This window comes from Burkholderia sp. AU30280, from assembly GCF_020420125.1.
Classification (GTDB): Bacteria; Pseudomonadota; Gammaproteobacteria; order Burkholderiales; family Burkholderiaceae; genus Burkholderia.
In genome coordinates, this window is the sequence record NZ_JAIZRY010000016.1 from 1 (window position 1) to 25539 (window position 25539).

The 25539-nt window shown below is 65.2% G+C and carries 30 protein-coding genes and 1 pseudogene; 16 read left to right on the forward strand and 15 right to left on the reverse strand.

The annotated features are described in order from the left end of the window. Window positions 1-35: 35 nt before the first annotated feature. The 3 genes and pseudogenes from LGN17_RS29705 to LGN17_RS29715 form a co-directional block, all read right to left on the reverse strand. Window positions 36-1184: pseudogene (locus LGN17_RS29705) on the reverse strand (IS256 family transposase); the annotation flags it as partial. 223 nt (window positions 1185-1407) lie between these two features. Next, window positions 1408-1986: a VUT family protein gene (locus LGN17_RS29710; protein WP_226200636.1), complete on the reverse strand. Its 579-nt coding sequence runs from the start codon at window positions 1984-1986 to the stop codon at window positions 1408-1410. 542 nt (window positions 1987-2528) lie between these two features. Continuing rightward, window positions 2529-2954, reverse strand: a complete 426-nt coding sequence (locus tag LGN17_RS29715) for a hypothetical protein (RefSeq protein WP_226200637.1) — start codon at window positions 2952-2954, stop codon at window positions 2529-2531. Window positions 2955-3023: 69 nt separating this feature from the next. Between LGN17_RS29715 and LGN17_RS29720 the strand changes: the two genes are divergently transcribed. Further along, a complete protein-coding gene (locus LGN17_RS29720) occupies window positions 3024-3539 on the forward strand; it encodes a GNAT family N-acetyltransferase (RefSeq protein WP_226200638.1) in 516 nt (171 codons plus the stop codon). A gap of 74 nt (window positions 3540-3613) precedes the next feature. Here LGN17_RS29720 and LGN17_RS29725 read toward each other — a convergent pair whose 3' ends face one another. Continuing rightward, window positions 3614-4078 carry a plasmid fertility inhibition factor family protein gene (locus LGN17_RS29725; RefSeq protein ID WP_226200639.1) on the reverse strand — a complete coding sequence of 155 codons (465 nt, stop codon included), beginning with the start codon at window positions 4076-4078 and terminating at the stop codon, window positions 3614-3616. Between the two features lie 326 nt (window positions 4079-4404). Between LGN17_RS29725 and LGN17_RS29730 the strand changes: the two genes are divergently transcribed. Beyond that, window positions 4405-4800, forward strand: a complete 396-nt coding sequence (locus tag LGN17_RS29730; RefSeq protein ID WP_226200640.1) for a hypothetical protein — start codon at window positions 4405-4407, stop codon at window positions 4798-4800. A 353-nt stretch (window positions 4801-5153) separates the two neighbouring features. Next, window positions 5154-5468: a hypothetical protein gene (locus LGN17_RS29735; protein WP_226200641.1), complete on the forward strand. Its 315-nt coding sequence runs from the start codon at window positions 5154-5156 to the stop codon at window positions 5466-5468. Window positions 5469-5888: 420 nt separating this feature from the next. Here the strand turns inward: LGN17_RS29735 and LGN17_RS29740 are convergent, their stop codons facing one another. Further along, window positions 5889-6641 (reverse strand): DUF695 domain-containing protein, encoded by a 753-nt coding sequence (locus LGN17_RS29740; RefSeq protein WP_226200642.1) that lies wholly within the window; start codon window positions 6639-6641, stop codon window positions 5889-5891. A gap of 86 nt (window positions 6642-6727) precedes the next feature. Here LGN17_RS29740 and LGN17_RS29745 point away from each other — a divergent pair, with 86 nt between their 5' ends. The 5 genes from LGN17_RS29745 (at window position 6728) to LGN17_RS29760 (ending at window position 9274) form a co-directional block, all read left to right on the forward strand. Then, the gene (locus LGN17_RS29745) at window positions 6728-7111 is read left to right on the forward strand and encodes a VOC family protein (protein ID WP_226200643.1); all 384 of its coding nucleotides are present in this window, start codon (window positions 6728-6730) and stop codon (window positions 7109-7111) included. Window positions 7112-7158: 47 nt separating this feature from the next. Next, window positions 7159-7467, forward strand: a complete 309-nt coding sequence (locus LGN17_RS29750; protein ID WP_046546333.1) for a phosphatidylserine/phosphatidylglycerophosphate/cardiolipin synthase — start codon at window positions 7159-7161, stop codon at window positions 7465-7467. A 208-nt stretch (window positions 7468-7675) separates the two neighbouring features. Then, a complete protein-coding gene (locus LGN17_RS36790; protein ID WP_319000877.1) occupies window positions 7676-7918 on the forward strand; it encodes a hypothetical protein in 243 nt (80 codons plus the stop codon). Window positions 7919-8096: 178 nt separating this feature from the next. After that, complete coding sequence (locus LGN17_RS29755; RefSeq protein ID WP_226200759.1) at window positions 8097-8639, forward strand: aspartyl-tRNA synthetase; 543 nt, start codon at window positions 8097-8099, stop codon at window positions 8637-8639. Between the two features lie 161 nt (window positions 8640-8800). Then, window positions 8801-9274 (forward strand): VOC family protein, encoded by a 474-nt coding sequence (locus tag LGN17_RS29760; RefSeq protein WP_226200644.1) that lies wholly within the window; start codon window positions 8801-8803, stop codon window positions 9272-9274. 60 nt (window positions 9275-9334) lie between these two features. Here LGN17_RS29760 and LGN17_RS29765 read toward each other — a convergent pair whose 3' ends face one another. Beyond that, window positions 9335-10306 (reverse strand): sensor domain-containing diguanylate cyclase, encoded by a 972-nt coding sequence (locus LGN17_RS29765; RefSeq protein WP_226200645.1) that lies wholly within the window; start codon window positions 10304-10306, stop codon window positions 9335-9337. A 264-nt stretch (window positions 10307-10570) separates the two neighbouring features. Between LGN17_RS29765 and LGN17_RS29770 the strand changes: the two genes are divergently transcribed. Next, complete coding sequence (locus LGN17_RS29770) at window positions 10571-10798, forward strand: hypothetical protein (protein WP_226200646.1); 228 nt, start codon at window positions 10571-10573, stop codon at window positions 10796-10798. Window positions 10799-10905: 107 nt separating this feature from the next. Here the strand turns inward: LGN17_RS29770 and LGN17_RS29775 are convergent, their stop codons facing one another. Beyond that, window positions 10906-11529, reverse strand: a complete 624-nt coding sequence (locus tag LGN17_RS29775) for a phospholipase D family protein (protein ID WP_319000874.1) — start codon at window positions 11527-11529, stop codon at window positions 10906-10908. A gap of 341 nt (window positions 11530-11870) precedes the next feature. Beyond that, entirely contained in the window at window positions 11871-12359 is a 489-nt protein-coding gene (locus tag LGN17_RS29780; protein ID WP_226200648.1) for a winged helix-turn-helix transcriptional regulator, read from the reverse strand. A 169-nt stretch (window positions 12360-12528) separates the two neighbouring features. Here LGN17_RS29780 and LGN17_RS29785 point away from each other — a divergent pair, with 169 nt between their 5' ends. Both LGN17_RS29785 and LGN17_RS29790 read left to right on the forward strand, forming a co-directional pair. Beyond that, entirely contained in the window at window positions 12529-12966 is a 438-nt protein-coding gene (locus LGN17_RS29785; protein ID WP_175955484.1) for a PaaI family thioesterase, read from the forward strand. Window positions 12967-13113: 147 nt separating this feature from the next. Further along, complete coding sequence (locus LGN17_RS29790; protein ID WP_226200649.1) at window positions 13114-14166, forward strand: NADP(H)-dependent aldo-keto reductase; 1053 nt, start codon at window positions 13114-13116, stop codon at window positions 14164-14166. An 86-nt stretch (window positions 14167-14252) separates the two neighbouring features. Here the strand turns inward: LGN17_RS29790 and LGN17_RS29795 are convergent, their stop codons facing one another. Both LGN17_RS29795 and LGN17_RS29800 read right to left on the reverse strand, forming a co-directional pair. Next, window positions 14253-15539 carry an MFS transporter gene (locus LGN17_RS29795; protein WP_226200650.1) on the reverse strand — a complete coding sequence of 429 codons (1287 nt, stop codon included), beginning with the start codon at window positions 15537-15539 and terminating at the stop codon, window positions 14253-14255. Between the two features lie 35 nt (window positions 15540-15574). Further along, window positions 15575-16996 (reverse strand): M20 family metallopeptidase, encoded by a 1422-nt coding sequence (locus LGN17_RS29800; protein WP_226200651.1) that lies wholly within the window; start codon window positions 16994-16996, stop codon window positions 15575-15577. Window positions 16997-17161: 165 nt separating this feature from the next. Between LGN17_RS29800 and LGN17_RS29805 the strand changes: the two genes are divergently transcribed. The 4 genes from LGN17_RS29805 to LGN17_RS29820 all read left to right on the forward strand — a co-directional run bounded on the left by LGN17_RS29805 (window position 17162) and on the right by LGN17_RS29820 (window position 20886). Then, window positions 17162-18115: a LysR family transcriptional regulator gene (locus LGN17_RS29805; RefSeq protein WP_226200652.1), complete on the forward strand. Its 954-nt coding sequence runs from the start codon at window positions 17162-17164 to the stop codon at window positions 18113-18115. Between the two features lie 64 nt (window positions 18116-18179). Next, on the forward strand, window positions 18180-19307 hold the full coding sequence (gene mnmH / locus LGN17_RS29810) for a tRNA 2-selenouridine(34) synthase MnmH (protein WP_226200653.1): 1128 nt from the start codon (window positions 18180-18182) through the stop codon (window positions 19305-19307). After that, window positions 19304-20362 carry a permease gene (locus LGN17_RS29815; RefSeq protein WP_175955473.1) on the forward strand — a complete coding sequence of 353 codons (1059 nt, stop codon included), beginning with the start codon at window positions 19304-19306 and terminating at the stop codon, window positions 20360-20362. The genes mnmH and LGN17_RS29815 overlap by 4 nt, the downstream gene beginning before the upstream one ends. A gap of 101 nt (window positions 20363-20463) precedes the next feature. Next, on the forward strand, window positions 20464-20886 hold the full coding sequence (locus LGN17_RS29820; protein WP_175955471.1) for a hypothetical protein: 423 nt from the start codon (window positions 20464-20466) through the stop codon (window positions 20884-20886). Window positions 20887-20923: 37 nt separating this feature from the next. On the opposite strand, the gene LGN17_RS29825 is transcribed toward LGN17_RS29820, so the two are convergent. Beyond that, window positions 20924-21757, reverse strand: a complete 834-nt coding sequence (locus tag LGN17_RS29825) for an ABC transporter permease (RefSeq protein WP_226200654.1) — start codon at window positions 21755-21757, stop codon at window positions 20924-20926. A gap of 6 nt (window positions 21758-21763) precedes the next feature. Continuing rightward, window positions 21764-22678, reverse strand: coding sequence for a nodulation factor ABC transporter ATP-binding protein NodI (gene nodI / locus LGN17_RS29830; protein ID WP_226200655.1), 915 nt, complete (start codon window positions 22676-22678; stop codon window positions 21764-21766). 337 nt (window positions 22679-23015) lie between these two features. Between nodI and LGN17_RS29835 the strand changes: the two genes are divergently transcribed. After that, window positions 23016-23513 (forward strand): universal stress protein, encoded by a 498-nt coding sequence (locus LGN17_RS29835; protein ID WP_175955466.1) that lies wholly within the window; start codon window positions 23016-23018, stop codon window positions 23511-23513. Between the two features lie 97 nt (window positions 23514-23610). Here the strand turns inward: LGN17_RS29835 and LGN17_RS29840 are convergent, their stop codons facing one another. The 3 genes from LGN17_RS29840 to lexA are packed head-to-tail and all read right to left on the reverse strand — an operon-like array spanning window position 23611 to window position 25369. Next, window positions 23611-24330, reverse strand: a complete 720-nt coding sequence (locus LGN17_RS29840; protein WP_226200760.1) for a DUF2939 domain-containing protein — start codon at window positions 24328-24330, stop codon at window positions 23611-23613. A gap of 29 nt (window positions 24331-24359) precedes the next feature. Further along, window positions 24360-24695, reverse strand: a complete 336-nt coding sequence (locus LGN17_RS29845; RefSeq protein WP_043182727.1) for a hypothetical protein — start codon at window positions 24693-24695, stop codon at window positions 24360-24362. Window positions 24696-24721: 26 nt separating this feature from the next. Further along, window positions 24722-25369, reverse strand: a complete 648-nt coding sequence (gene lexA, locus LGN17_RS29850) for a transcriptional repressor LexA (RefSeq protein WP_009689103.1) — start codon at window positions 25367-25369, stop codon at window positions 24722-24724. Window positions 25370-25539: the final 170 nt, after the last annotated feature.

A 25539-nucleotide genomic window follows, 5' to 3' on the forward strand; every position in this document is an offset into this window, starting at 1 on the left:
TGCCGAACTGCTCAAGCAACTCGGCCGGAATCGCCGGCAGAGCCGCCGGCTGGGCTTTCGGTTTGCGAGGCATAAATTCTCCTTGGGAGCATGTTATGCCTTAAACACAAAATTCCTGACAGGCCCTTGGTCGTATATACAATTTTCCGGATGTCAGGCGCGAAGGCGTAGAACGGAATCACCTGATCCCAGGCCCGGCACCAGAGGGCGGCAATCGGTGGGTATTTCGTACCCCACGGGCTCGTGTCGAACGCATCCAGCGCCACGGCGGCCGCTTCGGCCGACGGTGCCCGATAGACCTCCTTGAGCGCTGCTGCGACCGATTTCCGGTCTTTCCAGCTCGCGAAGTCCAGCGAGTTCCGGATCAGATGCACGATGCAGGTCTGGACCGTCGTTTCCGGGAACACCGTGTTGATCGCTTCCGGGAAACCCTTCAGGCCGTCGACCACGGCAATCAGGATGTCCTGCACGCCGCGCAGCTTCAGGTCGTTGACCACCCGCAGCCAGAACTTCGCGCCCTCGGTCTGCTCGATCCAAAGGCCCAGCACGTCACGTGTGCCGTCGCGGCGCACGCCCAGCGCCACGTAGATCGCCTTATTGCGCACGACGCCCTCGTCGCGGATCTTGACGCGCAAGGCGTCGAAGAACACGACCGGGTACATCGGCTCGAGCGGTCGCTGTTGCCACTCGCGCACTTCGTCGATCACCGCGTCAGTGACGGTGCTGATGAAGTCCGGCGATACCTCGATGCCGTACATCTCCAGCAGGAAGCCCTGAATCTCCCGCACGCTCATGCCGCGTGCATACATCGCGATGATCTTGTCGTCGAAGCCGGTAAAGCGTCGTTCGCCCTTGGCAATTAGCACCGGATCGAACGTCCCTTCGCGGTCGCGCGGAATCTCGACGTCGAGCAAGTCGTCGTCGGTTGCAACGCGCTTGCGGCTGGTGCCGTTGCGATGGTTCGTGCGGCCGCCCGGTTTGGCTTCACCCTTCTCGTAGCCAAGGTGGTGGGTCAGTTCGCCGCCCAGCGCGCGCTCGAAGATCGCCTTCTTGAGCGCCGCGAGCTGCTCGTTGATCGTTGCTCGATCCAGCGTTCCGGGCACCAGTTGCTTGATCAGTTCCGGGTCCAGGTTCAAGCCCTTGCCCGGCTCAATCGTCACTTCTTCCTTGCGTTTGCGTGGCATAAAGTGGCTCCTTGGCCATCAGTTTATGCCTCACACACAAAGGTTCGGATAGGCTCAGCGTCGTTCGATCCTCGTGCCGTCCACGCAACCGACCAACAACACGACACTCCGGTCTTTGCTCCGTGATGGTGCGCTTGGTCTACGCAAGAAACGCCAAGGCAAACTGAAACGAAACGACGACGACCTCGGCAACGAACCACGCCGCTATACGCGCAACCCGTTCTTAACGATCGACCGCATTGCTTGCGATCCCCGCCTGAACCGTTCGAGTATTTCGAAAAACCACCCACGACCATAACGCGCCGCCCGCGACCTTCGCGACGAACTGCAATGCGGCGATCGTCGGGAACACTGCCCCGAACGCAATAAGTGGAAAGATGATGGAGTCGACGGCCGCGCCCGCGACGTTCGCGCCGTTTGCGCGTGCCAGTATCGGAAAGCGACGTGCGAGTTGAAACACGATTGCGCTCGCCAAGGCTGCCGAACCGAACGCGACGAGAGACGCGAGGGCGATTTCCTTGGCAGCCGGGTTGAGCGCGTAACTGACGACGCCAGCGGCCGCGATCAACGCGAACATCCGTGACCAAAGCGCGCGGCCGCGCCAGTCCAGGTGGAGCCGGTCTCGAATCGCGAGATCGAGTCCGATCAGAAAGAACGCGATGATCGGTGTAGCAGCCGGCCCGAAATGAGCGACCATCAGGTTCGCGACAGCGACTGCTGCGATATAGATCAAGACGTACATGTTTTCCCTGCGGTAAAGAGTGCGCGCTGCATCGATTCGGAGCCGAAGTTTGCCATACATGGCCGATTAAACGGACTGGCTAAAACGAACGGGCAGCATCGCTGCGAGCAAGCCGGGTGGAATTGCGCACGATGGCCGGCCGGGGTTGGGAGTGAAGGGATATCGTCACTGTGTCGCAGGTTTTCATCCATGGACCTTCAACGCGAGCGTGTATGGCCGTATCCCGTCGACGTGATGTTGCGAAGTTTCGTTTCCCGCCTAAGGTTCTTGCGCCCCGCGCCGTTATCTTTTATGGACAGCCCTCGTGCCTCGAATGCTGATCCGTTTTCTTGCCTGCTCGCGTTCCGCGTGAGCAGGCTTTTTTCGTTCATGGCCGCGCTTTGCCGCATGAATGGCGGAATGGGACAGGGATTTGGCGCGAGCCGATAATGCGTAACAGTATTACATTGGTGTAATGTGTCGACTTCCTCGTGCCCTCATGCTTTGCAGGGCCGTTCGATCCCGGCGACCAACGAAGGTGTCGGGATTTTTTTTGCCTGCATCCCGTGCACTGGCAATGAGTTGCAGCGACGCCGCGGCAGGCGGGCGCCGACGCGATCGCGTCAGACGTGAAGGAGGCGAACGCCTGCGAATGTCACGAGCCAGTGGGCGGCGACAGCGCATGCAAGGTACGCGACGATCACGTGCGGAGGGCGACGCCTTGAAAACTGACAGGCGCCGAGCATCGCGAACAGGACGGGCGGGCCGAACAGATACGCGAACAATTCGATGGCGGCGAGTGTCGTTGCTGCGCACGCATCTACGCCGCCACCGCAGGAACCGGCCGGCGGCACGCCCAACCGATCGAACGCGACACACAGGCGGCTGTCGATCGCGGCCCATGCGGTCACGCTGATGATGCCCGCGATCGCAAATCCGATCGTTCCAAGGAGAAGTCGCATCGCTTGATTTCCCCGAAGTTCATTTCCCGTTTTCCCGGGGAAGGCCGCCACGGTATCGTTCGAGCACAGCGACGTTGAGGGTTGCATGCCGCCGCGCGCGGCATATTTTGCAACGAGACATCCGATCAGGAAAACGAACTGAAGGAGTGACCACCGATGCCGGAAACCCGGGCCACGCTGCGTGCCGCGACAGCGCAAGACGCAAACCTCATCGCTCGCCTGCACACGCTGAGCTGGCAAACCGCATACAGCCACATCCTGCCGGCGGCCTACTTGTCCGACGAGGTGCCGACGGAACACACGATCCGATGGCGGCACTATCTCGATCGCAATGAAAAGGAGTGGGGCCTCGTGCTGATCGCCGAGGCGGACGGCGAGCCGGTGGGTTTCGTCAGTGCCGAGCGGCCCGGCGATCCGGCGCTTGGCGTGCTGCTCGACTGCCTGCACGTCCATCCTTCGTATCACGGAAGCGGCACGGGCAAGCGCATGATGGAAGCCGTTCGCGCCTGGGCGCGCACGCTCGGCGTGGACAGGGTCCACCTGAAGGTGCTGGCGGGCAACGAACGCGCGATCGGCTTCTATGAGCACAACGGCTGGCAACTGGCGGGTATCGAAACGAGCTGCCTCGGCCAGGTGGAGGTCACCGACCGGATCTACGCGATACAGGCGTAGTGGCCTGGCGGCATCGCACGAATGGCCGCACGAGATGCGGCCATCGCCGGGCAACGGTCGAACGTACTCCGTCGTTACCCGCCGCAGTACCGCACGAGCAGATCGGCTTCCGTCTCGTGCACCTCGACGGGCAGGATCGTTGCGCCTGCATAGGCGAGATAACGCGCGCGATGCTGGCCGTTGCGGAACGACGCCACGCCGACTTTCGACAGGCCGGGGATGCCGAGCAGCGTTCGCGTTCTCGTCTCGCGAAACGTGATGTACGGCATGTCCGGAATCCTGTCCTGCTCAGGATCGAGGAATTCGCGAATGCCCGCGGCTTTTCCAGGGGCCCAGTACAGCACCGACGGCAACACGTAGTCCGTCGTGTCTCGGTCGGCGCATGCCAGCAGTTTTTTCACGTCGATCGTTACGACGCGGTGTCGCGTATCGTCGGACGAGAATACCCGCTTGAGATGAGCATAGGCATAGGGGGCGTGCCCGGGAAGCTGGATAATCCAGACTTCTACGCCATTCTGTTGTGCGCGGGCGAGTGCCATGGTTTCCTCTGGTGCTGCAAGCGGTCTTCCTGACTGGAGTTTAGCCCTTCGATTGCGTTGGTGAAGCAGGGCCATACCCGGAACAGGAAAGTGGCGCGATTCGCGGCAGAACCTGAACCGCGAGCAAAAGCGCAGAGTGGAATGGTGGGTAAATCGAATGCGGTCATACGTTGGCGATCAATATCGACAGGTCACGAGCGTATCGCGATACTGTCAGGGGCAATGGCGCACCGCGAGAATTTCATCGAAAATTCACACTGTGTCGTGAAACCCGGCGTGCACGGGTCATCATAAGAATGGAGAGGGCAGATTGACCGGAGAAAACCATGTCGTCGAAACTTGAGATCGAGTACCTCGATTACCGTTTCACGGCGACGCTCGAAATCAAGGAGTCCGGTCGGACCGGCGTTGTCGATTGGCATCTCGAATCCGATTCGCGAAGCAAGACGCTTGCGTGGATCGTATTCGACCGCTTTCTCGCGCGGCATGATTTCCTCGATGAAGAGGAGGCGCGTGCCAACATCGTCGACTGGTTGGAACGGCTGGCCGATCCGAGATCGGGCGCGTCGGTCGACATGGCGAAGGCGAACGCGGTGGCTGCCGGAGCGGTGGCGACGGACGCCTCAACCACATCGACTGCCGAAATCGTCGGCGAAACCGTCATGGATATCGCCGGCGATCTCGACTGGATCGAGAGGGTTGCGGAATGGCTTTTCGGCTGACCGTCACGATGACGAAATCCGGTTGTCATGACATGAGTTCCAGTGTTCACGAAACGCGGTTTCGAAAAAATCGGTACAAAAAAAGAAGCCAGAATCATGTCGATCGGAAAAATAGAATAATCCTGCTTTGACAACATTCGTGACTTACCGGAAACTGGGCCCGGGCCTGAAAATATCCGATTGAATTAAAACAAGACAAAATTCCAGACATGAAAAGAAGAGCGCTGCTGGCGGCGGGCGCGATCGTTGTCGCCGCCGGACTGACAGCCTGCACTGCAATGCTGTTCGAAGACGACAGAGACGAAGCGACAGTCGACTAATTTCTCGTCCGCGAGGACGGCAAGAAATGCATCGTGCTCGGCAAGCAATATCACTACACCTTCGATATGCCGGAGCATCTCGGCGCTGTGCCGGCATCGTCTTACCGGAAATCGATCAATGCATCGTTATATGGGCTCGTCGCGCAGGGCAGCAAGGTCTTGGGCAAGTTCTCGCTGCAGCTGCGCCGCGATACCGACCGCATCACGGCGGCGGGCAAGACCGTGCGTGTGCTCGCGACGCCTGTTACGCTCGCGGCCGACGGCGTGATGACGATCGGGGCCGTGGTGCTGTCGCCGATCATCGAGGTGATGCTCGTGCCGGTCGCGGGCGTTGCGCTCGGACCGTGACGCGATCCGGGCGGCACGCGAGCGAACCGAATGCTGCGGCATCGTCACCAAACAGTGAGTTGCCGCACAGATCGTCGCGCGGCCCGCGCACACAATTTGGCCGGTTGACCGTTCTTCCCCGGCCCGGTCAACCGTTTCCCCGCTCGCTCGCGCAGGAGCGGGGCTTTTTGCCCGTCCGACGCCGGAAGGTTGCGTTGGCGGAACCGGACAGGCGTCCGGCGGGCGGCGTAATCGCATCGGTTGCGCGCCCCGGCGTCCGTTCGCCTGATCCGCACGAATCGCTTTCCTCGTGCCTGAGCGAACCCTCAGGCCCATCGCCGGCTTCGGCCGGTGATGCCTTGGTCCCGGCGGCGCGCAAGCATGCCGCCGGGATATTTTTTGCACCGGACGCTTCGCATCACGTGTCGCGCAGCGGGTAGGTCAACCCGCTCGGCCAGCCTGTTCGACGCTGGTTTCCCATCCGTCGTATTCCCCTCCGAGCGAACGTACTTCGCGGCTGATCGCGACCGTATGGCGCGTGATGTCAGCCAGCGCCATCGTGCCTTCGTGCGAAAACCGGACGGCCGACTTGCCGTCTTCGGTGGGCGCAACCGACTCGACCGGATAGCCTTTCGCTTCGGCCCAGTCCGCGAACTGATGCGCGTCGCCAGGGTCGGGGAAGTACGCCCAGTGCATCACGCGCCGGCTGACGTCGCTGGCGTCGCCTTTCTTCCGCAATTCATCCAGCACGCGCATGTCGCGCATGATCTGCCAGTCGTCGTCGGTCGGGTAGAGCGTCTGCCAGTACGCTTGCTTGTCCGGATCGACCTGGTGCGCGTACTGCAGTGCGTAGGTTGTCTGATCGGCCAGCGCGTCGACAATCTCCGCCGCTGCCTCTTCGTCGAACGGCACGTAGAAAAGGAAATCGCGATGGCCGTCGACGGTGATGCGGCCTACCTGCACGCCACCTTTCGCGGTAATGGTGGCGTCCAGCAGATCCTCGATCTGCGCGAGACCGGTGAATTCGTCGCCGGTCGGCAGGCCTTCCGGCGTCGGATGCGCAAAGGGGACGCGCACGCTGAGCAGCGACGTGCGCGGATCGCCTTCGGCAATGTCCGCAAAGCCGTGGTTGAAGCTGATGAAGGCCTGATGGTCGCCCATTCGGGCAGGGAAGGTTCCCCAAGCGTCGGTCATGTGTTTCTCCCGTGCACGATTGTCTGTTGACGGTTGTAAAGCGTCGCAATGTATCATCGAAAATCGCGTTGGCCGGAGAAGCGCACATGATCGAGCGTCTGGGCATCCTCGTGCCGGTCGAGGACGATCGCTTCCGGGCGGTGGTGGATTTCTATCGTTTGGCGCTCGCGCTACCGGTGCATTCCGAAGGCGTGTCGGCTGCGGGGAATCCATGGCATCGCTTTGTCGTGGACGGGGCGACGCTGACCATTCATACGGGCCGCGGTGGCGAGTTTCCGTATCCGGAGTTTCGGCCGACCGGCCATGGTATTGCGCTGGCCATTGAAGTGGCGCGTGTCTCGGAAGCCATTGCGCGACTTGAAGCGTGCCGCGTCGGCATCCTGAACGAGTGGGACTACGGCGACGGCACGATCGCGATATCCGTGGCGGATCCGGCGGGAAACGTCTGCGAAATCTGGGGCCGTCCGTGACCGCGCATCGGTATGGCGGGCCGCAAAAAAATTTTAAGGAGATGTCGATGTCGATGTTTGCGGTGAATGGCGTGCGAATCGATCCGCTCAGCGCGCGCGTGACGCACGTGCGCTGGGCGGCCGTGAATCCGGCTGATCGGTCGTGGGCGGCGACGCCAAGCGAGGCGCCGGTGGCGGACGTGGCGCGCGCGCTTGCGTCCGGCAACGATGTCCGCGCAATTTTCTCGGCATCGGATGCCACCGCGATCGGGCCCAGGCTGAAACGCGTGCTGTATCGCGATGCATCGGAAGGCATCGAACTCGACATCGATGCAACGAACGAGTCGCGTACGTTGCGCGATCTGCCGCAAATCTGACCGGCGCGGCATGCATCAGCGCAAGCGGGTGCCGCCGCATGGATGGCGGTGCCTGGCCGAACGGCTAGTCGCACGACGTCGGTCGCGAGGCGTAGTATTGGATGACCGTCATGCTGCGTCGGCGGTTGCGCCGGTCGGTCTGACGGGGCACGTGATTTTCCGCGAGCCCGTTTTACCAGAAGCGAATATCGCAAACGCGTACGAAACCATGTCCAGACCGCTCATCGCCCCGTTGGCATCCACTTTTTGTCTGGCGCTGTCGGCTTGCCAGACCGCATCCGAGCCGCCTCTGCTACCGTCGCCCGACACCGCGTCGGCAGCCACAGCCGTTCCGGCATCGTCGCCGTCCGAGCCGATCCGTGGCGTCGGCCTGGCCCCTCATCTGGCAGGGCAGAGTCACTGGGCCGTCGGTCAATGCACGACCAACGGCGCCGTCAAGGTGTGCAACTGAAAATGGCCGATACCGACGGCATGCTGCCCGTTTCGCGTGGACGAAAGCGTGTTGTCGTGCGTCGATGCTTACCTTCGTCGATCTCGACCATTTCCTGTCGGCACGCTGTCCGTCTCGGCGGGGCGATAGGGTGTCCGACCTCGATGAGCCGATTGTCGTCGATGTGAGCGATCGTGCGATGAACGGCGAAAGCGAAACCACCGATTCCGGCTGGCATGTCGATCCCGTCGCGGGAACCGTCGTCGGCCAGTTGCCGGTGACGCTGGCGGTCGACGGCCGGAGCCTGCAAAGAAGGGCGATCGCGTGCGCGGTGCTGGCCGCGGCGAGCCTGTGCGGTTATGCGGCCGCCCCGGCGCTCTGGCCGGTGGCGGCATTGGCCGTGTTGCTGGCGCTGGCGGCGGCCCTCTTCCTCGTGTCGTCGCGGCGCAGGATGGCGCTGCATGTCGACGAGACGGGCTTCAGGCTGATTGGGGCATTGCGCGAACAACCCGTCACACCATGGCGCGACGTCACCGAATTCCGGATCATCAGCGTCGCCGGAAATCGTTACATCGGCTATCAGTTCTCGGCGCATTCGTCGCGCACCCGGGTGCCGGGCGGCGTGATGCTGCCGATCGCCCGGTTTGCCGATCTGCCGCTCGATGCGGTGGCCGGATTGCTGGAGGCATGCCGCCGGCAGTTCGGTGCGCCGGGCAACGAGGTCGACCGAACAGGCCGATGACGCGCGGTGCGGGGAGCCCGCGTGCGCCGATACCCGAGAAAACAAAAAATGTCGGGCGCAGTGTCGATTTCCGCCGGGTTCGTCCGTCGTAGCATCGGAGGCGTGCGCATCGCGCGTCCGTCCCGATTCCGATACGACAACCGACCGAAGGAGCGATACCCATGTCCACGTCCGTCAAACCGATCCCGAAAGGGATGCGCACGCTGACGCCGCACCTGATCTGCGCCGGCGCAACAGCGGCCATCGACTTTTACAAGCGCGCGTTCGATGCGAGCGAACAGTTTCGCCTGGCGACGCCCGACGGTCGACTCGCGCACGCGTGCCTCGTGATTGGCGATTCGACACTGATGCTGGTGGATGAAATGCCCGAGCACGGCGCGCTCGGGCCGAAGGCACTCAAAGGCACGCCGGTCTGCCTGCACCTGTACGTGCCGGATACCGACGCGGCGATCGCGAAGGCGGTCGAGGCTGGCGCGACGGTCACGATTCCGGCGGCCGACATGTTCTGGGGCGATCGCTACGGACAGGTCGAGGATCCGTTCGGCCATCGCTGGTCGCTCGCGACGCACCAGCGCGACCTGACGCCCGAGCAGATCGCGGAGGCCATGGCCAGCGCGCCGCCGTGCGGAAGCTGACGCAACCACGCCACCGCAGTTGGGCGGCAGGGCGGCGCCACGCGCCCGGTCAGCCCGTACTTACGCGCCGGCAGTCTTGCCGCGCTGCTTGTCCTCGTACATCCGTCGATCGGCCGATGCGAGCAGGTCGGCCACGTCGCGATGGTGCGCGGGATCGTAGTCGACGTGCCCGACGCTGAACCGGATGTCATAGCCGCGTGCGTCGGCCGCGTTGCGCAGCGCGAGCGCCCGCGTCACGCGTTCGACCGCCTCGGCAACGTCGGCCGGACCAGTGGTGCTCAGCAGCACGACGAACTCGTCGCCGCCAAGCCGTGCGATCACGTCGCTGTCGCGCAGCGCGCCCGTCAGCGTATCGGCGAATGTCTTGAGCGCGTGGTCGCCTTCGGCGTGGCCGAAGCGGTCGTTGATCGACTTGAAATCGTTCAGGTCGAAGAACAGCAGCACCGCGTGACGGTCAAGGCGATCGCACAGCCTCAGCACGTGACGGGCCAGGATCTCGAAGCCGCGCCGGTTGGTCAGTTGCGTGAGTTCGTCGGTGGTCGCGAAATGCAGCGCGGCGATTTCACGTTCGGTCATGTGGGCGAGATCGCCGAGCAGCGCGAGTTCGTCGGGCTCGAGCGAGCGCGGCCGCGTGTCGATCAGGCACAGCGTGCCGATGGGCGCACCGTTCGGTGCCGTAAGCGGCCGACCGGCGTAGAAGCGGATGCCGGGCGCGCCGGTGACGAGCGGGTTGTCGTGGAAGCGGCTGTCGTTCAGCGCATCCTGGATCACCGTCGTATTGCCCTCGAGCAGCGCATGGGCGCAGAACGACACGTCGCGCGACGTTTGCGTGATGTCGAGCCCGGCGTGGCTCTTGAACCACTGCCGATCGTCGTCGACGAGGCTGACGAGCGCGATCGGTACGTCGAACAGCCTGCGTGCGAGACGCGTCAGGCGATCGAAGCGCTCTTCGGGCGGCGTGTCGAGGATAGAGAGCGAATGAAGCGTATCGAGCCGGGCCGCCTCGTCGGCCGGTTTCGGTGCGATTTGCATGGGCGTTGTCTTTGGTCCCGGCTGCGAGGCCGGTCACGAGATCGTATGGCGGACAGTATCGCGCATTGTTCGGCGCATCGCCACGGTGCAAATCCGCCGACGGGCGGTTTGGGCCTGGCGCGGATCGATGCAGATGGGGTGAGAAGCGGGCGCCATGGGATCGTGTTTCACGCCGATGCGCAATCCGAGGCGCGATGCCTCAAGGTGCCCGGCGCAGTGCCGTAAACAGGGCGTGTCCACTCGTTCAACGCTTCCCATCGCACCATGGTTCGATTTCTGTACGCGGGCTATCTCGCGTTTGCGCTGTATCTTCTTTATCCGATGGTTCAGAACACGCTGGCATTCGGTGTCGTTTGCGTGAGCAGCGCGCTGCCAAGCGTCGCCGGCGGTTTGTCGACGTCTTCGGCAAGCGGCGCGAGCGGTCAGGCGAATCGTTGTGCACCGACGACGCAGGCCGGTGCAGCGATCGGGCGGACGCCCGAAATCCATTGAGTGCGGCGGCGCGCTGGCCATTCGGCTGAATTGAACGTCGCGCCGTGCTCGCCGATCATCGGCAACACGGCGGATCGAACACGGCGGTGTGCGCCGCGCGGCTTGCCTCAGTAGCTGGAGCGGTACGGCGTGCCCTGGTCGAAGCGGCTTTGCCAGTGCGTGAGATAACGCGACGCGAGTTGCGGGTTGTTCCACACCACGACGACGTTCTCGGAATTGCGGCTGGCCGCCGACGCGCTGTAGTTGAACGAACCCGTTTCGACGTGCTCGGCGTCGATCACGAGGTACTTGTCGTGATGGATCGCGTAGGCGTCGATCGTGCGCGTCGGGATACCTGCGTTGACGAGGAGGTTCAACGCCTGCTTGCTGCTCTTTGCGCGATTGCCCTTGTCGTCGACCACCACCGCGATATTCACGCCGCGTCGCCTGGCGGCGAGCAGTGCGCGTGTGACAGGCGGCGACGTGAACGAATAGGCGGCGACACGGATCGAGCTGCGCGCGGCGCCGATTGCTTTCAGCACGAGCGCTTCGGCACCGCCGTCGGGCGAAAACGCCGATTCGACGACCTGTGTCGCGGGCGCTTCGTGAGTGGGGGCCGGCAGCCAACGTGACACGAGATCGATCGCCTGCTGGAGCAGCGATTCGCTTTGCGTCTTGCCGAAGGCGGAGAACGGAGTGGCGAGCAGGGAGGCGGCGAGACAGGCAGCGGCGAGGCGATTGCGCGACAACATCTTGGACAGCGAACAATTTCGAGACAGCGGGCCGTGAGTGTAACGCAGACGTGGCGGCCCGGTCACGTGCGGATGAGACGGGGTGACTCATCGCGATGACCGGCGATGGCAGAGGCGGTGACGCAAAGTTGCGTTGTGCGGTATCCGAGTGCGTGATCAGTTCAATCAGCGGATGTGATCGAAAGCAGCATGCGATTGCGCGTGCGGCGGTGGCGGAATTGCGGCATGCAAGCCATGCAGGAGTGCAGCCGGGCGGGCTCGGTGCGGCCCGCGACAGCAGCGCGAGCGCGACTAACGATCCGTGCGCGTCGCGCGTTCATTCAAGTGTGCCCGACGCTGCGTCAATCCTCGGCCGCGGGCGCCCCGGCTGCCTCGTCTGCGATCCACCCTGGGCCACGCTCCGGCTGCACGTCGTGTGCGTCGAGCGGTTCGCCGCACGCCGAGCATACGGTGACCGCATGCATCAGATGGCCGCAGGTGCGGTGGCGCAACTGCACCGGCGGCCCCTGGCCGTCGTCTTTCCAGCGGTCGCCCCACGCCGTCAGCGCGAGCAGGGTCGGGTAGAGGTCGAGGCCCTTGTCCGTCAGCCGATATTCGAAACGCGGCGGCCGATCCTGATACGCGCGCTTGACCAGCACGCCTTCGTCAACGAGCCGCGCGAGCCGCTCGGCCAGCACATGGCGCGTGAGGCCAAGCTGGGTCTGGAACGCGTCGAAGCGGCGGCAGCCGAGGAACGCGTTGCGGAGGATCAGCATGGTCCAGCGGTCGCCGAGCACGGCGAGCGTACGCGCGACCGAACAGTTCAGCGTGCCGATGTCATCCCATTTCATCGTCGAGTCTCTTGCGGCGGTTCAGCAAAATAGCGGGTTCGATTATAGAACCCGCCTTCGGTTGTAACGGGCCCGGCCACGTTGACAACGGCCGCCGTCGCTGTCAATAATGAGTTCCAATTTAGAACTTACTCGCGCGGCGACGCGCTTTCAACCCGGAGACAACCCGATGAACCCGCTTTCCCTGTCCGGTCTCGATCTGCTGCGCGCAGCGGTGTCGGGCGATGCGCCGCTCGCGTCGATTTCCGAGACGATCCCGATGCGTCCGCTCGACGTCGAGCTCGGTTATGTGAGGTTTTCGGCGCGGGCGGACGGCCGGCACCTGAATCCGCTTGGCGGCGTCCATGGCGGGTTCGCCGCGACGGTGCTCGATTCGGTCACGGGGTGCGCGGTGCATTCGATGCTGGATGCGGGTGTCGGCTACGGCACGGTCGATCTGCATGTGAAGATGCTGCGGCCCGTGCCGCGCGACGTCGACCTGGTTGCGGAAGGGCGCGTGATTCACCTGTCGCGTTCGCTGGGCGTCGCGGAGGGCACGCTGAAGACCGCGGACGACAAGATCGTCGCGCATGCGTCGGCGACCTGCTTCATCCAGCGGCCGCAGTAACGGCGGGCGGCAACACCGTCGTTCGGGCCGGCGCGCGAACCTCCACGCCGGTGCCGAAGGCCGTCTGTAGGCGTATGCGGCGCCTGTCTGAAGCAGTCGCTGCAATGTGATAGCGTTCCTGCTTTCCACCGACGCGACAGGAACAGCATGGAATACCGCACACTTGGCGATTCGGGCATCGAGGTCAGCCTGATCGGCCTGGGCACGATGACGTGGGGCGAGCAGAATTCGGAGCGCGATGCGCACGAGCAGATCGACTACGCGATCGGGCAGGGCGTAACGCTGATCGATGCCGCGGAAATGTATCCGGTGCCGCCGAAACCCGATACGCAGGGGCGCACCGAGGCGTACATCGGCACCTGGCTCGCACAGCATCGCGCGCAGCGCGAGCGCATCGTGCTCGCGACGAAAATCGCTGGGCCGGCACGGCAGCCGCACAATCCGCGCCATATTCGCGGCGAAGGCAACCAGTTCGACCGCAAGAACCTGACCGAAGCGCTCGACGGCAGCCTCAAGCGCCTGCAGACCGACTACGTCGATCTCTACCAGTTGCACTGGCCCGACCGCAGCACGACGACGTTCGGCCGTCCTGCCTATCCGTGGGTCGACGACGCCTATACGGTGCCGATCGAGGAGACCCTCGGCGTGCTCGCGGAATTCGTGAAGGCCGGCAAGGTGCGCGCGATCGGCGTGTCGAACGAAACGCCGTGGGGCGTCGCGCAGTTCCTGCGCGCGGCCGAGAAGCTCGGGCTGCCGCGCATCGCGAGCATCCAGAATCCGTACAGCCTGCTGAACCGCACGTTCGAAAACGGCCTGTCGGAATTCACGCATCGCGACGGCGTCGGCCTGCTCGCCTATTCGCCGCTCGCGTTCGGCTGGCTGTCCGGCAAGTACGAAAACGGCGCGCGTCCGGCCGGCGCACGCATCACGCTGTTCGAACGCTTCCAGCGGTACAGCAAGCCGCAGGCCGTCGAGGCGACGTCGCGCTATGTCGCGCTCGCACGGCGTCACGGGCTGTCGCCCGCGCAGCTCGCGCTGGCGTTCGTCAACAGCCGGCCGTTCACGCGCAGCAACCTGGTCGGGGCGACGTCGCTCGAGCAGTTGAAGGAGAACATCGGCAGCATCGACGTGAAGCTGTCCGACGAAATCCTCGCCGAGATCGACGCGCTGCATGAATTGCAACCGAACCCGGCGCCTTGACCTGAACCAGGCGGTGCGCGGTCCGTGCGGCAGCCATGCCGCGACGGGCCGCACCGGCGACGCATCGCTGCGCGTCGTTTCGTCCGTTATCGCATCTTGAGCCGTGTGCGCGCGACGAACAGCGCGGCGAGGCTCAGCAGCGCGCAGCCCATCAGATAGAGCGCCGGCGACAGCCGGTTGCCGGTCGCGCTGATCAGCCAGGTGATGACGAACGGCGCGAAGCCGCCGAACAGCGTGACGCCCGTGTTGTAGCTGACCGCGAGCCCCGTTGCGCGCGTCTGCGACGGGAACAGCTCGGCCATCAGCGCCGGCAGCGCACCGCAGTACATCGCCTTCAGCGCACCGATCCAGACCAGGGCGGCGAGCATCGTCGCGAACGATGCGTGACGCGTGAGCCACGCGAATGTCGGGTACACGGTGACGAGCATCAGGATTGCCGCAACCGCCATCATGCGGATCCGCCCGGTACGATCGGACAGGTGGCCGACGACCGGCGTGACGAGCGTGAGCACGAAGCCGGTCGCGAGCGTCGCCGCGAAGCCCGTCGACGCGGGCAGCCCGAGCTGCTTGATCGCATAGGTCGGCATGTACAGCACCATGTAGTTGATCGCCGTCGAAATCACGAGCGCGCCGACCGATAGCAAAAGCCGCAACTTCTGATCCGCGAACAACTCGCGCACGGGCGCTTCCGAGCGTGCCTGCGTCTTGAACTCGACGCCTTCGTCGACGTAGCGGCGGATGTACAGCCCGACCGGGCCGATCGCGAGCCCGAACAGGAACGGCACGCGCCAGCCCCAGCTTTCGAGTTGCGCGGTCGTCAGCGTGGATGTCAGCAGGGCGCCGAAGCCCGATGCGAGCAGCGTCGCGAGGCCCTGGCTCGCGAACTGCCAGCTCGACATGAAACCGCGCCGCTGCGGTGCGTGCTCGACGAGGAACGCGGTCGAGCTCGCGAATTCGCCGCCCGCGGAAAAGCCCTGCATCAGCCGCGACAGCATGATCCCGAGCGGCGCGAATATGCCGATCGCCGCGTAGGTCGGCATCAGCGCGATCAGCAGCGTGCCGGCCATCATCATCGCGATCGACAGCAGCAGCGACGCCTTGCGGCCCGCGCGATCCGCGTACGCGCCGAGCACGAAGCCGCCGATCGGCCGGATCAGGTAGGACAGCCCGAACGTGCCGAGCGTGAGCATCAGCGACGTCGCTTCGCTCGTCGCGGGGAAGAACAGCTTGGCGATCGTCACCGCGAAGAAGCCGTAGACGATCAGGTCGAACCATTCGAGTGCGTTGCCGATCGACGCCGCGAAGATGATGCGCCGGATCTTCGCGGCGCTGGGGCGGGCGGCTTCCTGCGAGGTCAGGGTGGTCGTGTTCATCGTGTGAGCAGGTCCCGTGAAAGGGGCGAAGCGCGTTACAGGGCGGCGCCGGTCGCGGCGGGCGCCGCGCGGCGAACGGTCGGCGCGTCGTCGCCGAGATCCCAGAAGAGGCCGGCCATCATCTGCAGCCCCTCGCTGACGACGCTCGCGAGCAGGTGCTCGTCGGGTGCATGCTGCGAGCACGCCGGGTACGAGTGCGGCACCCACAACGTCGGCAGCCCGAGCGTGTCGGCGAACACTTCGTTCGGCAGCGTGCCGCCGAGATTCGGCAGGATCGCGGGCTTCTTGCCGGTGGTCCGCGCCAGCGATGCGACGGCCCAGCGGACCCACGGATCGTCCGGCGGCACGCGCGTCGCCGGGGCGCCGCGTTCGACGTCGATCTCGATGTCGGCGAAGCCGTGCGCATCGAGGTGCGTGCGCAGATGCGCATGCAGCGCTTCCCAGTCGGTGCCGACGACGAAGCGCAACTGGCAGTGCGCATACGCGGCGGGCGGGATCGCATTGACGGGGTGCTCGGGGTTGCCGGCCTTGAACGCGAGGATCTCGAACGTGTTCCAGCCGAATACGCGCTCGGCCGCGGTGAGGCCGGGCTCGCCCCAGTCGGCGTCGAGCGCCGGGTCGCCGGGGCCGCCGCCAACGGAGAGATCAGCGAGCGCATCGCGCACGGCGGCGGGGATCGGCGGCGGACGCAGCCCCGCGACGCGAATCGCACCGCGCGCGTCGACGAGGCTCGCGAGCGCATGGGCGAGCACGATCGCCGGATTGCGCAGCAGCCCGCCCCAGTTGCCGGAGTGATGCGCGCCGTCGCGGGCGCGCAGGCTCAGCTTGAAATTGACCGAGCCGCGCGAACCGAGGAAAACCGTTGGGCGCGCGGCGGCGATGCGCGGGCCGTCGGACGCGATCAGCACGTCGGCTGCGAGCGCGCGGCGCTCCTGGCGGCACAGCGCGTCGAGGCCCGGCGAACCCGTTTCCTCGCCCATCTCGATCAGCAGCTTCGCGTTGAAGCCGAGCTGGCCGCCGCGCGCGTCGAGCACGCTCGCCAGCGCGGCCAGGTTGATGGTGTGCTGGCCCTTGTTGTCGGCGCTGCCGCGGCCGTACCAGCGGTCGCCGTCGGCCGTCAGCGTCCACGGCGACAGCGGTGCGCGCCATTGCGCATCGTAGCCGCGCACGACGTCGCCGTGGCCGTAGATCAGCACGGTCGGCAGTGCGTCGTCTTCGTGGCGCGATGCGAGCAGAAACGGGCCGCCGCCGTCGACGGGGTTGTCGACGATCCGCGACGTGAAGCCGAGGCGCGCGGCTTCGGGGGCGATCTCGTCGGTCAGGTACGCGCGCAGCGCGGCATCGTTGCCGCTTTCCTGACTTTCGGTGCGCAGGCCGACGCGGCGGCTCAGGGTCGTGAAGAACGCACCGGATTCGAACTGGTTCAGCGCGTGCTGGATGGCGGCGGTACGGCTCAAGTCGTGCTCCTCGGTCGGGTTCGCTGCACGCGCCGGATCGTGCCTGCAGCGTGAGGTGCGATCGATTCTAGAAAGCCGTTTTTTTTGTCACAATGATCGAATTTCGAACCTTTCTTTGCCGAAAAGGCAAGGCAGCGCGGCCGGCAGCCGGGCGGAGACAGAACGATGGCGGCTTTCCTGCATGGCCTGGCGTTGCGGTATTTCGTCGAAGTGGCGCGCACCGGCTCGATCAGTGACGCGTCCGCGCGGCTGCACGTGGCCGTATCGGCGATCAGCCGCCAGATCGCGAAACTGGAGAGCGAGCTTGGCGCACCGCTGTTCGAGCGCCGGCCGCGCGGGATGGCGCTGTCGGAGGCCGGCGAGCGGCTCCTGGCGTTCGCGCAGCGCAGCCTGCTCGAGGCCGAGCACGTGATGAAGGACATCGGCGGGCTCGATGCGCTGCACGGCAGCCTGCTGAAGATCGCGTGCTCGGAAGGGTTCGCGATCGATTTCCTGCCCGGCACGCTCGCCAGTTTCAAGGCGCGCCATCCGGGCGTCGATTTCTCCGTGTGGGTGGTGTCGCCGGCGGACGCGACGCGGCGAGTGCGCGACGGCGACGTGGACATCGCGCTGAGCTTCAGCCTCGCGCCGGAGAAGGGCGTGCGTGTCGAGCACACCGAGCGCGCGCCGATCTTCGCGCTGGTGCGGCACGACCATCCGCTCGCGACGCGGGAAGCGGTGTCGCTCGCCGAGGTCGCGCGTCATCCGCACGTGCTGCCCGAGGCCGGCACGACGGTGCGCCAACTGATCGACATCGCGTGCGCGCTCGACGGGCTGCTGCTCGAGCCCGAACTGACGAGCAACAACACGGCGGCGATGTACGGCTACGCACGGCGCACGGGCGCGGTGATGTTTACGGGGCTGCTGTCGGTGCGCGATCGCTGCGCCGCGGACGGCTTCGTCGTCGTGCCCGTGACGAACCCGCAGCTGCGCGAGCGCAGCATCCAGGTGCAGACGATGGCGGGGCGCGATCTACCCGCGTCGGTTCGTGCGTTCCGCGACCATCTGATCGATGCGATGCAGGCCGCCTCGGCGCCGCCGACCGCCGCGCGCGGCCCGAGACGCCGGCCCGTGAGATAATCGTCAATCCGCCTTCCGCGCCCATGCGACTCATCGAGCCGCATCGCCCCTGTTCGACGCCAAATTGAAGAACCTGCTTGTCACCCTCGATCACGCCGGTGAGTTCGACGAGATCATCGACGTGCGCACGCCGCTCGAGTTCGCCGAGGATCATATCCCTGGCGCGCTGAACGCGCCCGTACTCAGCAATGAGGAGCGCGTGCTCATCGGCACGATGTACCGGCAGGTGTCGCCATACGAGGCGACCCGGGTCGGCGCGGCGATCGTCGCGCGCAACATCGCACGGCATCTGGATACGACGTTCGCCGACCGGCCGCGCAACTGGCGGCCGCTGATCTACTGCTGGCGCGGTGGCAAGCGCTCGGGCTCGATGACGACCTGGTTCAACCTGATCGGCTGGAAAGCGCGCCAGCTCGACGGCGGCTACAAGTCGTACCGCCAGTCGGTGTGCGCGACGCTCGACTCGCTGCCGACGCGCTTTCGCTACATCGCGCTCGTCGGCCATACGGGCTGCGGCAAGACGCGCCTGCTGAACGCATTGCGCGACGTCGGCGCGCAGACGCTCGACCTCGAGGCGCTTGCGTGCCATCGCGGCTCGCTGCTCGGCGCGCTTCCGGGCAAGCCGCAGCCGGCGCAGAAGGGGTTCGACTCCGGGCTCGTCGAAACACTCGGGCGTTTCGACCCCGAATGGCCGGTGTTCGTCGAATCGGAAAGCCGCAGGATCGGGCTCGTGCAGTTGCCGATCGCGTTGATCGAAGCGTTTCACGCAGGGCCGTGGGTGCATGTCGACGCGGCGCACGACGAGCGCATCGCATTCCTCCTCGACGATTATGCGCACCTGTTCGACGAACCGGACACCTTCAAGGCGCAGCTCGATCGGCTGATCGGCCTGCATAGCCGCGAACAGGTAACACGCTGGAAGGCGCTGATCGATGCGGACGCGCGGGCGGAGCTGTTCACCGAGCTGATCGACAAGCATTACGATCCCGCCTATGCGCGCACCTATCGCGCGACGTACAACAAGCCGAACCGGGCGCTGACGTTCACGTTCCGGCCCAACGCCACCGACGGGCGCGATCAGGCGCGTGCGCTGCTGGCCGCACTCGCGCAGGCCGGGCTGCCCGCATCGGCCGCGCTTGCCGCGGGCGCGACATCCGAATCCGACCAAGACCAATCGACGACCACACGATGACGACCACACGTACCCAACCCAGTCCGACCCTCGGCTGGATGACCTTCCTGCTGATCGCGGTCGCGGGCCTGTTCTATGTGAAATGGTTCCCGTACTACAACAAGGCGTTCGTTGCCGCCGAGCATCATTCGATCGGCCAGTCGATCCTGATGGGCACGTCGGCGGCCGCTCCCGAGCCGTCGCTGAAGGCCGCGCTCGATTACGCGTGGGCGTACGGCAAGGCGATCTGGCAGGCGATGGTGCTGGGCCTGCTGCTCGGTTCGGCCGTGCAGGCGCTGCTGCCCGCGCACTGGGTTGCGCGCGTGCTCGGCCGCACCGGTTTCGGCAGCGTCGCCGCGGGCGGCCTGCTGTCGCTGCCCGGCATGATGTGCACGTGCTGCGCGGCGCCGGTCGTCGCGGGGCTGCGTGCGCGCCATGCATCGCCGGGCGGCGCGGTCGCGTTCTGGCTCGGCAACACGGTGCTGAACCCGGCGGCGCTGGTGTTCATGGGCTTCGTGCTCGGCTGGCACTGGAGTGCGCTGCGCCTGGTGCTCGGCATCGCGATGGTGTTCGGGATCGGCTATCTGCTGAACCGCATCGCACGCCCTGAAGACCGCAGCATCGACGATGCACAGCTCGCCGCGCTGGCGGCCGAGCAGGCCGCGGCCGGCAATCCGTTCGTCCGCTGGATGAAGCTGCTTGCGCGCATGGCCGTGCGGCTCGTGCCCGAATACATCGTGCTCGTGCTGCTGCTCGGCGCCGCGCGTGCGTGGCTGTTCCCGCATATCGGCCCGGACATCGGCAATCATCTCGGCTGGATCGTCGCATTCGCGGTCGCGGGCATGCTGTTCGTGATCCCGACGGCCGGCGAGGTGCCGATCATCCAGGCGATGCTGTCGCTCGGCATGGGCGTCGGCCCGGCCGCCGCGCTGCTGATGACGCTGCCGCCGATCAGCGTGCCGTCGCTCGCGATGCTCGCGCGTTCGTTCAAGCCTTACATGCTGGCCATCGTCGCGATCCTCGTCGTCGTGTTCGGGATCGCAAGCGGCCTGCTCGCGGTTGCGCTCGGGTTCTGACGCGCGCAAGCGGCGCGCCAATCGGGCGCAATCGTCGTATTCATCCGGCGCCGCCGTTTCACGCGTGCGGGGCCATTTACAAGAAGCAAACAGGAAAACGCATGACCCAACCGAAGATCCATCCTCGACTCGAAAAGGCGCTGACGCGCGGCGATCTCGCGATCCGCCAGGCCAATTCCGCGCGGGCGACTGCCGTGCTGAGCGCACTCGGCATGATGATCATCGAGGCCTCCGCAACGATCGGCGTCGAAGCCAGCATCGACATTCCGCAGGGCGATCGCATTTACGATCCGGTCAACGGCCTGTGGCCGCAGAAGATGCTGGTGTCGTTCGATGGCCCGGTGGACGAAGCTGACAAGGAAGAGCTGCGCTCGGTGTATCTGCTTGCCGATGATCCGGGCACGCAGTTCCGCGTCGAATGGCATCGCGCGGACGGCAAGCTGGGCCGCCAGGAAGGTGGCCCGCTCGCGACCGTCGCGTTCCTGACCGACGTCGAGATCCCGTGGAGCGACGACGACGAGTAACGTCGTCGCATGAAGCCGGCGCCGGGTGCGCCGGCCGTCAGCGCATCATCCGCCGCCGGAACAGCCATGCGGACAGCAGGAATCCGCCGACCGCGTAACCTGCGAGCACCGCGACATGCAGCGCGACGTCGGTCGCCGGCCGGCCGAGCATCGCGGGCCGAATCAACTCGACGGCATTCGCGAGCGGCAGCGCCTGCGCCGCATGCCGCGCGATCGGCGGCAACTGCGAGCTCGGGAAGAACACGCCCGACAGCAGCAGCATCGGCGTCAGCACGAGCGTCTGATAAAACATGAAGAAATCGTAGGACGGCGCGAGCGCCGTGACGATCATCGCGATGCTTGCAAACGCGAGGCCCGCGAGCGCGATCACGGGCAGCGCCGCGAGCATCGACGGAAACCGCGCATAGCCGAGCGCCCCCGCGACGAGCATGATCGCGGCCCCCGACAGCATCGCCTTGCTGGCCCCCCAGACGATCTCGCCGAGCACGATGTCGCCGAGCGCGAGCGGCGTATGCATGATTGCTTCCCACGTGCGTTGCACGTGCATCCGCGAGAATCCCGAATACATCGACTCGAAGCTCGCGGACATCATCACGCTCGACCCGACCGTGCCGGCCGCGAGGAACGCGATATACGACACGCCGTCGACGTGGCCGAGCATCAGGCCGAGCCCGAACCCCAACCCGAACAGATAGATCATCGGATCGGCGAGATTGCCGAACATCGACGCGAGCGCGAGCTTGCGCCAGACGAGATAGTTGCGCCGCCAGACAGCGATCCAGTTGGTCGCGTTCGCGGGCATCGCGATCGCGAAACGTGACACGCGCGGGGGGGCCGACGGTGCGGCGGCGGAATAGTTGCGGACATCCATGATCGATCAGTCCTGCATTTCGCGGCCCGTGAGCCGCAGGAACACATCTTCAAGATTGGCCGGGCGATGCAGATAGCGCAACCCCGTGCGGCCCTTGAGCCGCGCACTGAGCGGTTCCGGGTCGTTCACGTAGCAGAACAGCGTTTCGCCGCTGATCTCGGTGCGCTTCGCGAACGCCGACAGCTCGTCGCGCAGCGTGGCTGGATCGGGCCCGTAGATCTCGATCACGTCGCAGCCGATCTCCGATTCGATCAGTGCGTGCGGCGCACCTTCGGCGATCTTGCGGCCTTCCTCGATCACGCACAGGCGGTCGCACAGACGCTCGGCTTCTTCCATGAAGTGCGTGGTGATCAGGATCGTCTTGCCGCGTGCGAGCAGCGAGCGCAGCCGTTCCCACATGAGGTGACGCGCCTGCGGGTCGAGGCCTGTCGTCGGCTCGTCGAGCACCAGCACATCGGGATCGTTGACGAGCGCACGGGCGAGCGTCAGGCGGCGCTTCATGCCGCCCGACAACTCGCCTACCTTCGCATTGGCCTTGTTCTCGAGCTTCGCGAATTCGAGCAGCGGCTTCACGAGCGCGTGCGCAGCCTGCGCCGACATACCGAAATAGCGGCTGAACACGAGCAGGTTCTCGCGCACGGTGAAGTCGGGGTCGAGATTGTCGAACTGCGGGACGACCCCGACACGCTGGCGCGCATGCCGTGCACGCGATGGAACCGGTTCGCCGCAGAGCGAAATGGTGCCTGCATCGGGATGCGTGAGGCCGAGCAGCATTTTCAGCGTGGTGGTCTTGCCGGCGCCGTTCGGCCCGAGCAGGCCGTAGCACTCGCCGGCCTGTACGGTGAAGGACAGGCCGTTCACGACGAGCTTGTCGCCATAGCGCTTTTCGACGTTCCGGAAATCGATCGGTACATCGGACATGGGTTGGTTGTCGTTGTAAGCGGGCGCGGACGCATTCCGCCGCCGGATGGGTGGCCGGTTGGCGAACCGATCGGACGATTGCGTGTCGCACGGGCATGGCCGAAGCGCACGACGCCGGCGCCTGTTGGCCTGCTGGAGTACGAACGAGCCATTCTAGTGCATTGGTTGCGTCTCTTCCGGGCATGCCTGCACGGTGCGATGCATGTACGCACCGATCGTGCACTGCATCATCGCGCACGAGCCGAGCGGGGCGAATCAGCGTTTTCCATCCCTTGCATCCTGAATTGCGGCGCACCATGATGAATGCGTAGGCTCGTTGTTGCGATAGGGAGGCTTCATGGCTAGCTACAACAAGATTCTGTTGTGTTACGACGGCACGCTCGAAGGACGCAAGGCCCTGCGCTGCGGCGCCAACCTCGCGATGGATCTGAAGGCCGAGACGCATTTGCTGTCGGTTGTCGATATGCGCTCGAGCATTGCACAGAGCGCAGGCTTGCTGACCGACGTCGCGTGCGGCCGGTTCGAGGAAACCGCGCGCGAAATCCTGCAGGAAGGGGTGAACTGGCTGCGCGAGCGCGGCGTGCAGGCCGAAGGCCATTTCGCGTTCGGCTATCCGATCGACGAAATCGCGAATCTCGCGGCGGAACTGAAGGTCGACCTCGTCGTTGTCGGCCATCGGTGCCGTAGCGGCTTATCGAGATGGTGGATGGGGTCGGGCAACACGCAACTGCTCGACCGCGTGAACTGCAGCATTCTGGTTGCGTGTTCGTCGGCGCAGGAGCAGAAGGCCGAAATCGCGCGTGAGCGTGAAGCGGCCACGGCGAACGGCAAATAATCCAATGATTCGATGACTGCCTGACCGGCGAATCGCGCCGGTCAGGCGTCGTGCCATATTCGTGGCGCGGCCGCTGACCGCGGCCACTCAAGACCTGTCAAGCGTGCAGGTCGATCGCGGACAACTTCCACGAGAACAGGCCGAAGCGGTGGAATATTGCCGCATAGCGCGTGCCGTCGGCACTGCGCTGGTAGGTCACGACGAATTCATCGATATTCCGGTAGCCGGCGCTGGTTTGCTGCTGGTGCGGCGCATGCGTTGCGTCGACCGGGCTTGCCGGTGCGGCAGCGGCGGGTGATTGCGATGGCGCTGCCGTGGTGGCCGCGTCGCTGCCCGGAGCGGTTGCGCTCGCCGGAGCCGGATTGGCTGCGGGGGCGGCCGGCGTGTTGCCCGGCGCATTGCTGCCTGGCGGTAAATTCGACCATTCAGGTGGACGCTCACCCGGATTGCCACGCGGCGGCAATCCGCTCATCAGCGCGGCCACGCCCTCCGGGGTTGCGTACGCATCGACCAGGGGGCCGATCAGTGCCGACCCGATCAGCGCACCGATCACCGCGAACGGATTGTTCTTCTTCACCGCGTCGATCCGGCGCATCAACTCTTCCGTGACCTGCTGCTTCAGGCTGATGCGCAGCGACGGGAAATCGACATACTCACTGATGGCCTGCGCATCGCGCGCATCGATCGCCGATTTCAGGCGACCGAGCGCGACGTATGGCGACGCGTAGCCATAGCCGATCGCCGCAATGATGGCGACGGCCAGCACGACGATCAGCAGGGGCTTGAGCCGCCATGCGCGGCCCGAAGATCCGGTCACGTTGCCTCCGGTGCGGGGATATTCCGCAATCAGAGACCGCCTGGCGTGGCCGATCGTTCCTCCGCGATGCAGCGATCGATCATCCGGCACACGGCATCGATCGTGCCGACCATGATCAGGCGCGAACGGCCGTGATAGACGCGCACCGGCGCGCGGCGCGCGGGTTCGGCGTGATTCAGGCCGGCGTTCAGCGATACCCGCGCGAAAGCGGGAAGCGCCGACGGCAGCAGGGACGCCTGCCGTTCGACTGCGACTTCTTCTTGCACGGGCGCCGCCGCGGACAGCGGTGCGCAGGGCGTGCGGCCGCGCAGGTGACGCAGGCGACCGAATTGACGGAAAGGCAGCAGACGGGAAAGGCGTTCCATGATGTTCTCCTGAGCGAGACGGAATGTCAGAGTTCGCCCGAGCGAATCAGCCCGACGGCGATGCCTTCCAGCGCGAATTCCGCGCTGCCGGCCTTGACGAAGATGTTTTCGTAATCCGGGTTCTCCGCGATCAGCTCGAGACCGCCAGGCCGGCGCATCAGGCGCTTGACCGTAACGTCGTCGCCGAGACGCGCAACGATGATCTGGCCGTCCTTCGCTTCCGTGCGCTTCTGCACGGCGAGGAGATCGCCGTCGAGGATGCCGGCGTCGCGCATCGACAGGCCGCGCACTTTCAGCAGGTAATCGGGCTTGCTGGAGAACAGCGCGGGATCGCACGCGTAATGCTGCGAGATGTGCTCCTGCGCAAGGATCGGGCTACCGGCCGCGACGCGGCCGACGAGCGGCAGCGACAGCTGCATCAGGCCGGCGTGCGGCAGCGTGAACTGGTGCGGGGCATCGTCGATGCCGAGCAGGCGGATGCCGCGCGATGCGCCGGCGGCCAGCTCGATCACACCCTTGCGCGCCAGCGCGCGCAGGTGCTCCTCGGCCGCATTCGGCGAGCTGAAGCCCAGTTCGGCCGCGATCTCGGCACGGGTGGGCGGGAATCCGGAGCGCTCGATCGCGCGACGGATCAAGTCGAACACTTGCTGCTGACGGGCGGTGAGTTTGGTCATGGCTCAACTGTATGGATAGACAGTGAGCTGTATTTTTATACAGTAGTTCGCGAATTTCAAGTGTTACTTGAGGTTCGACGCGATCGCGCCGGTTCCGGCGCGATTTCGCGACGCCCGGACGCCGGTTCATCTGCCGCAACCGTCCATCCAGCCTGCGTTAGCACTTTTGA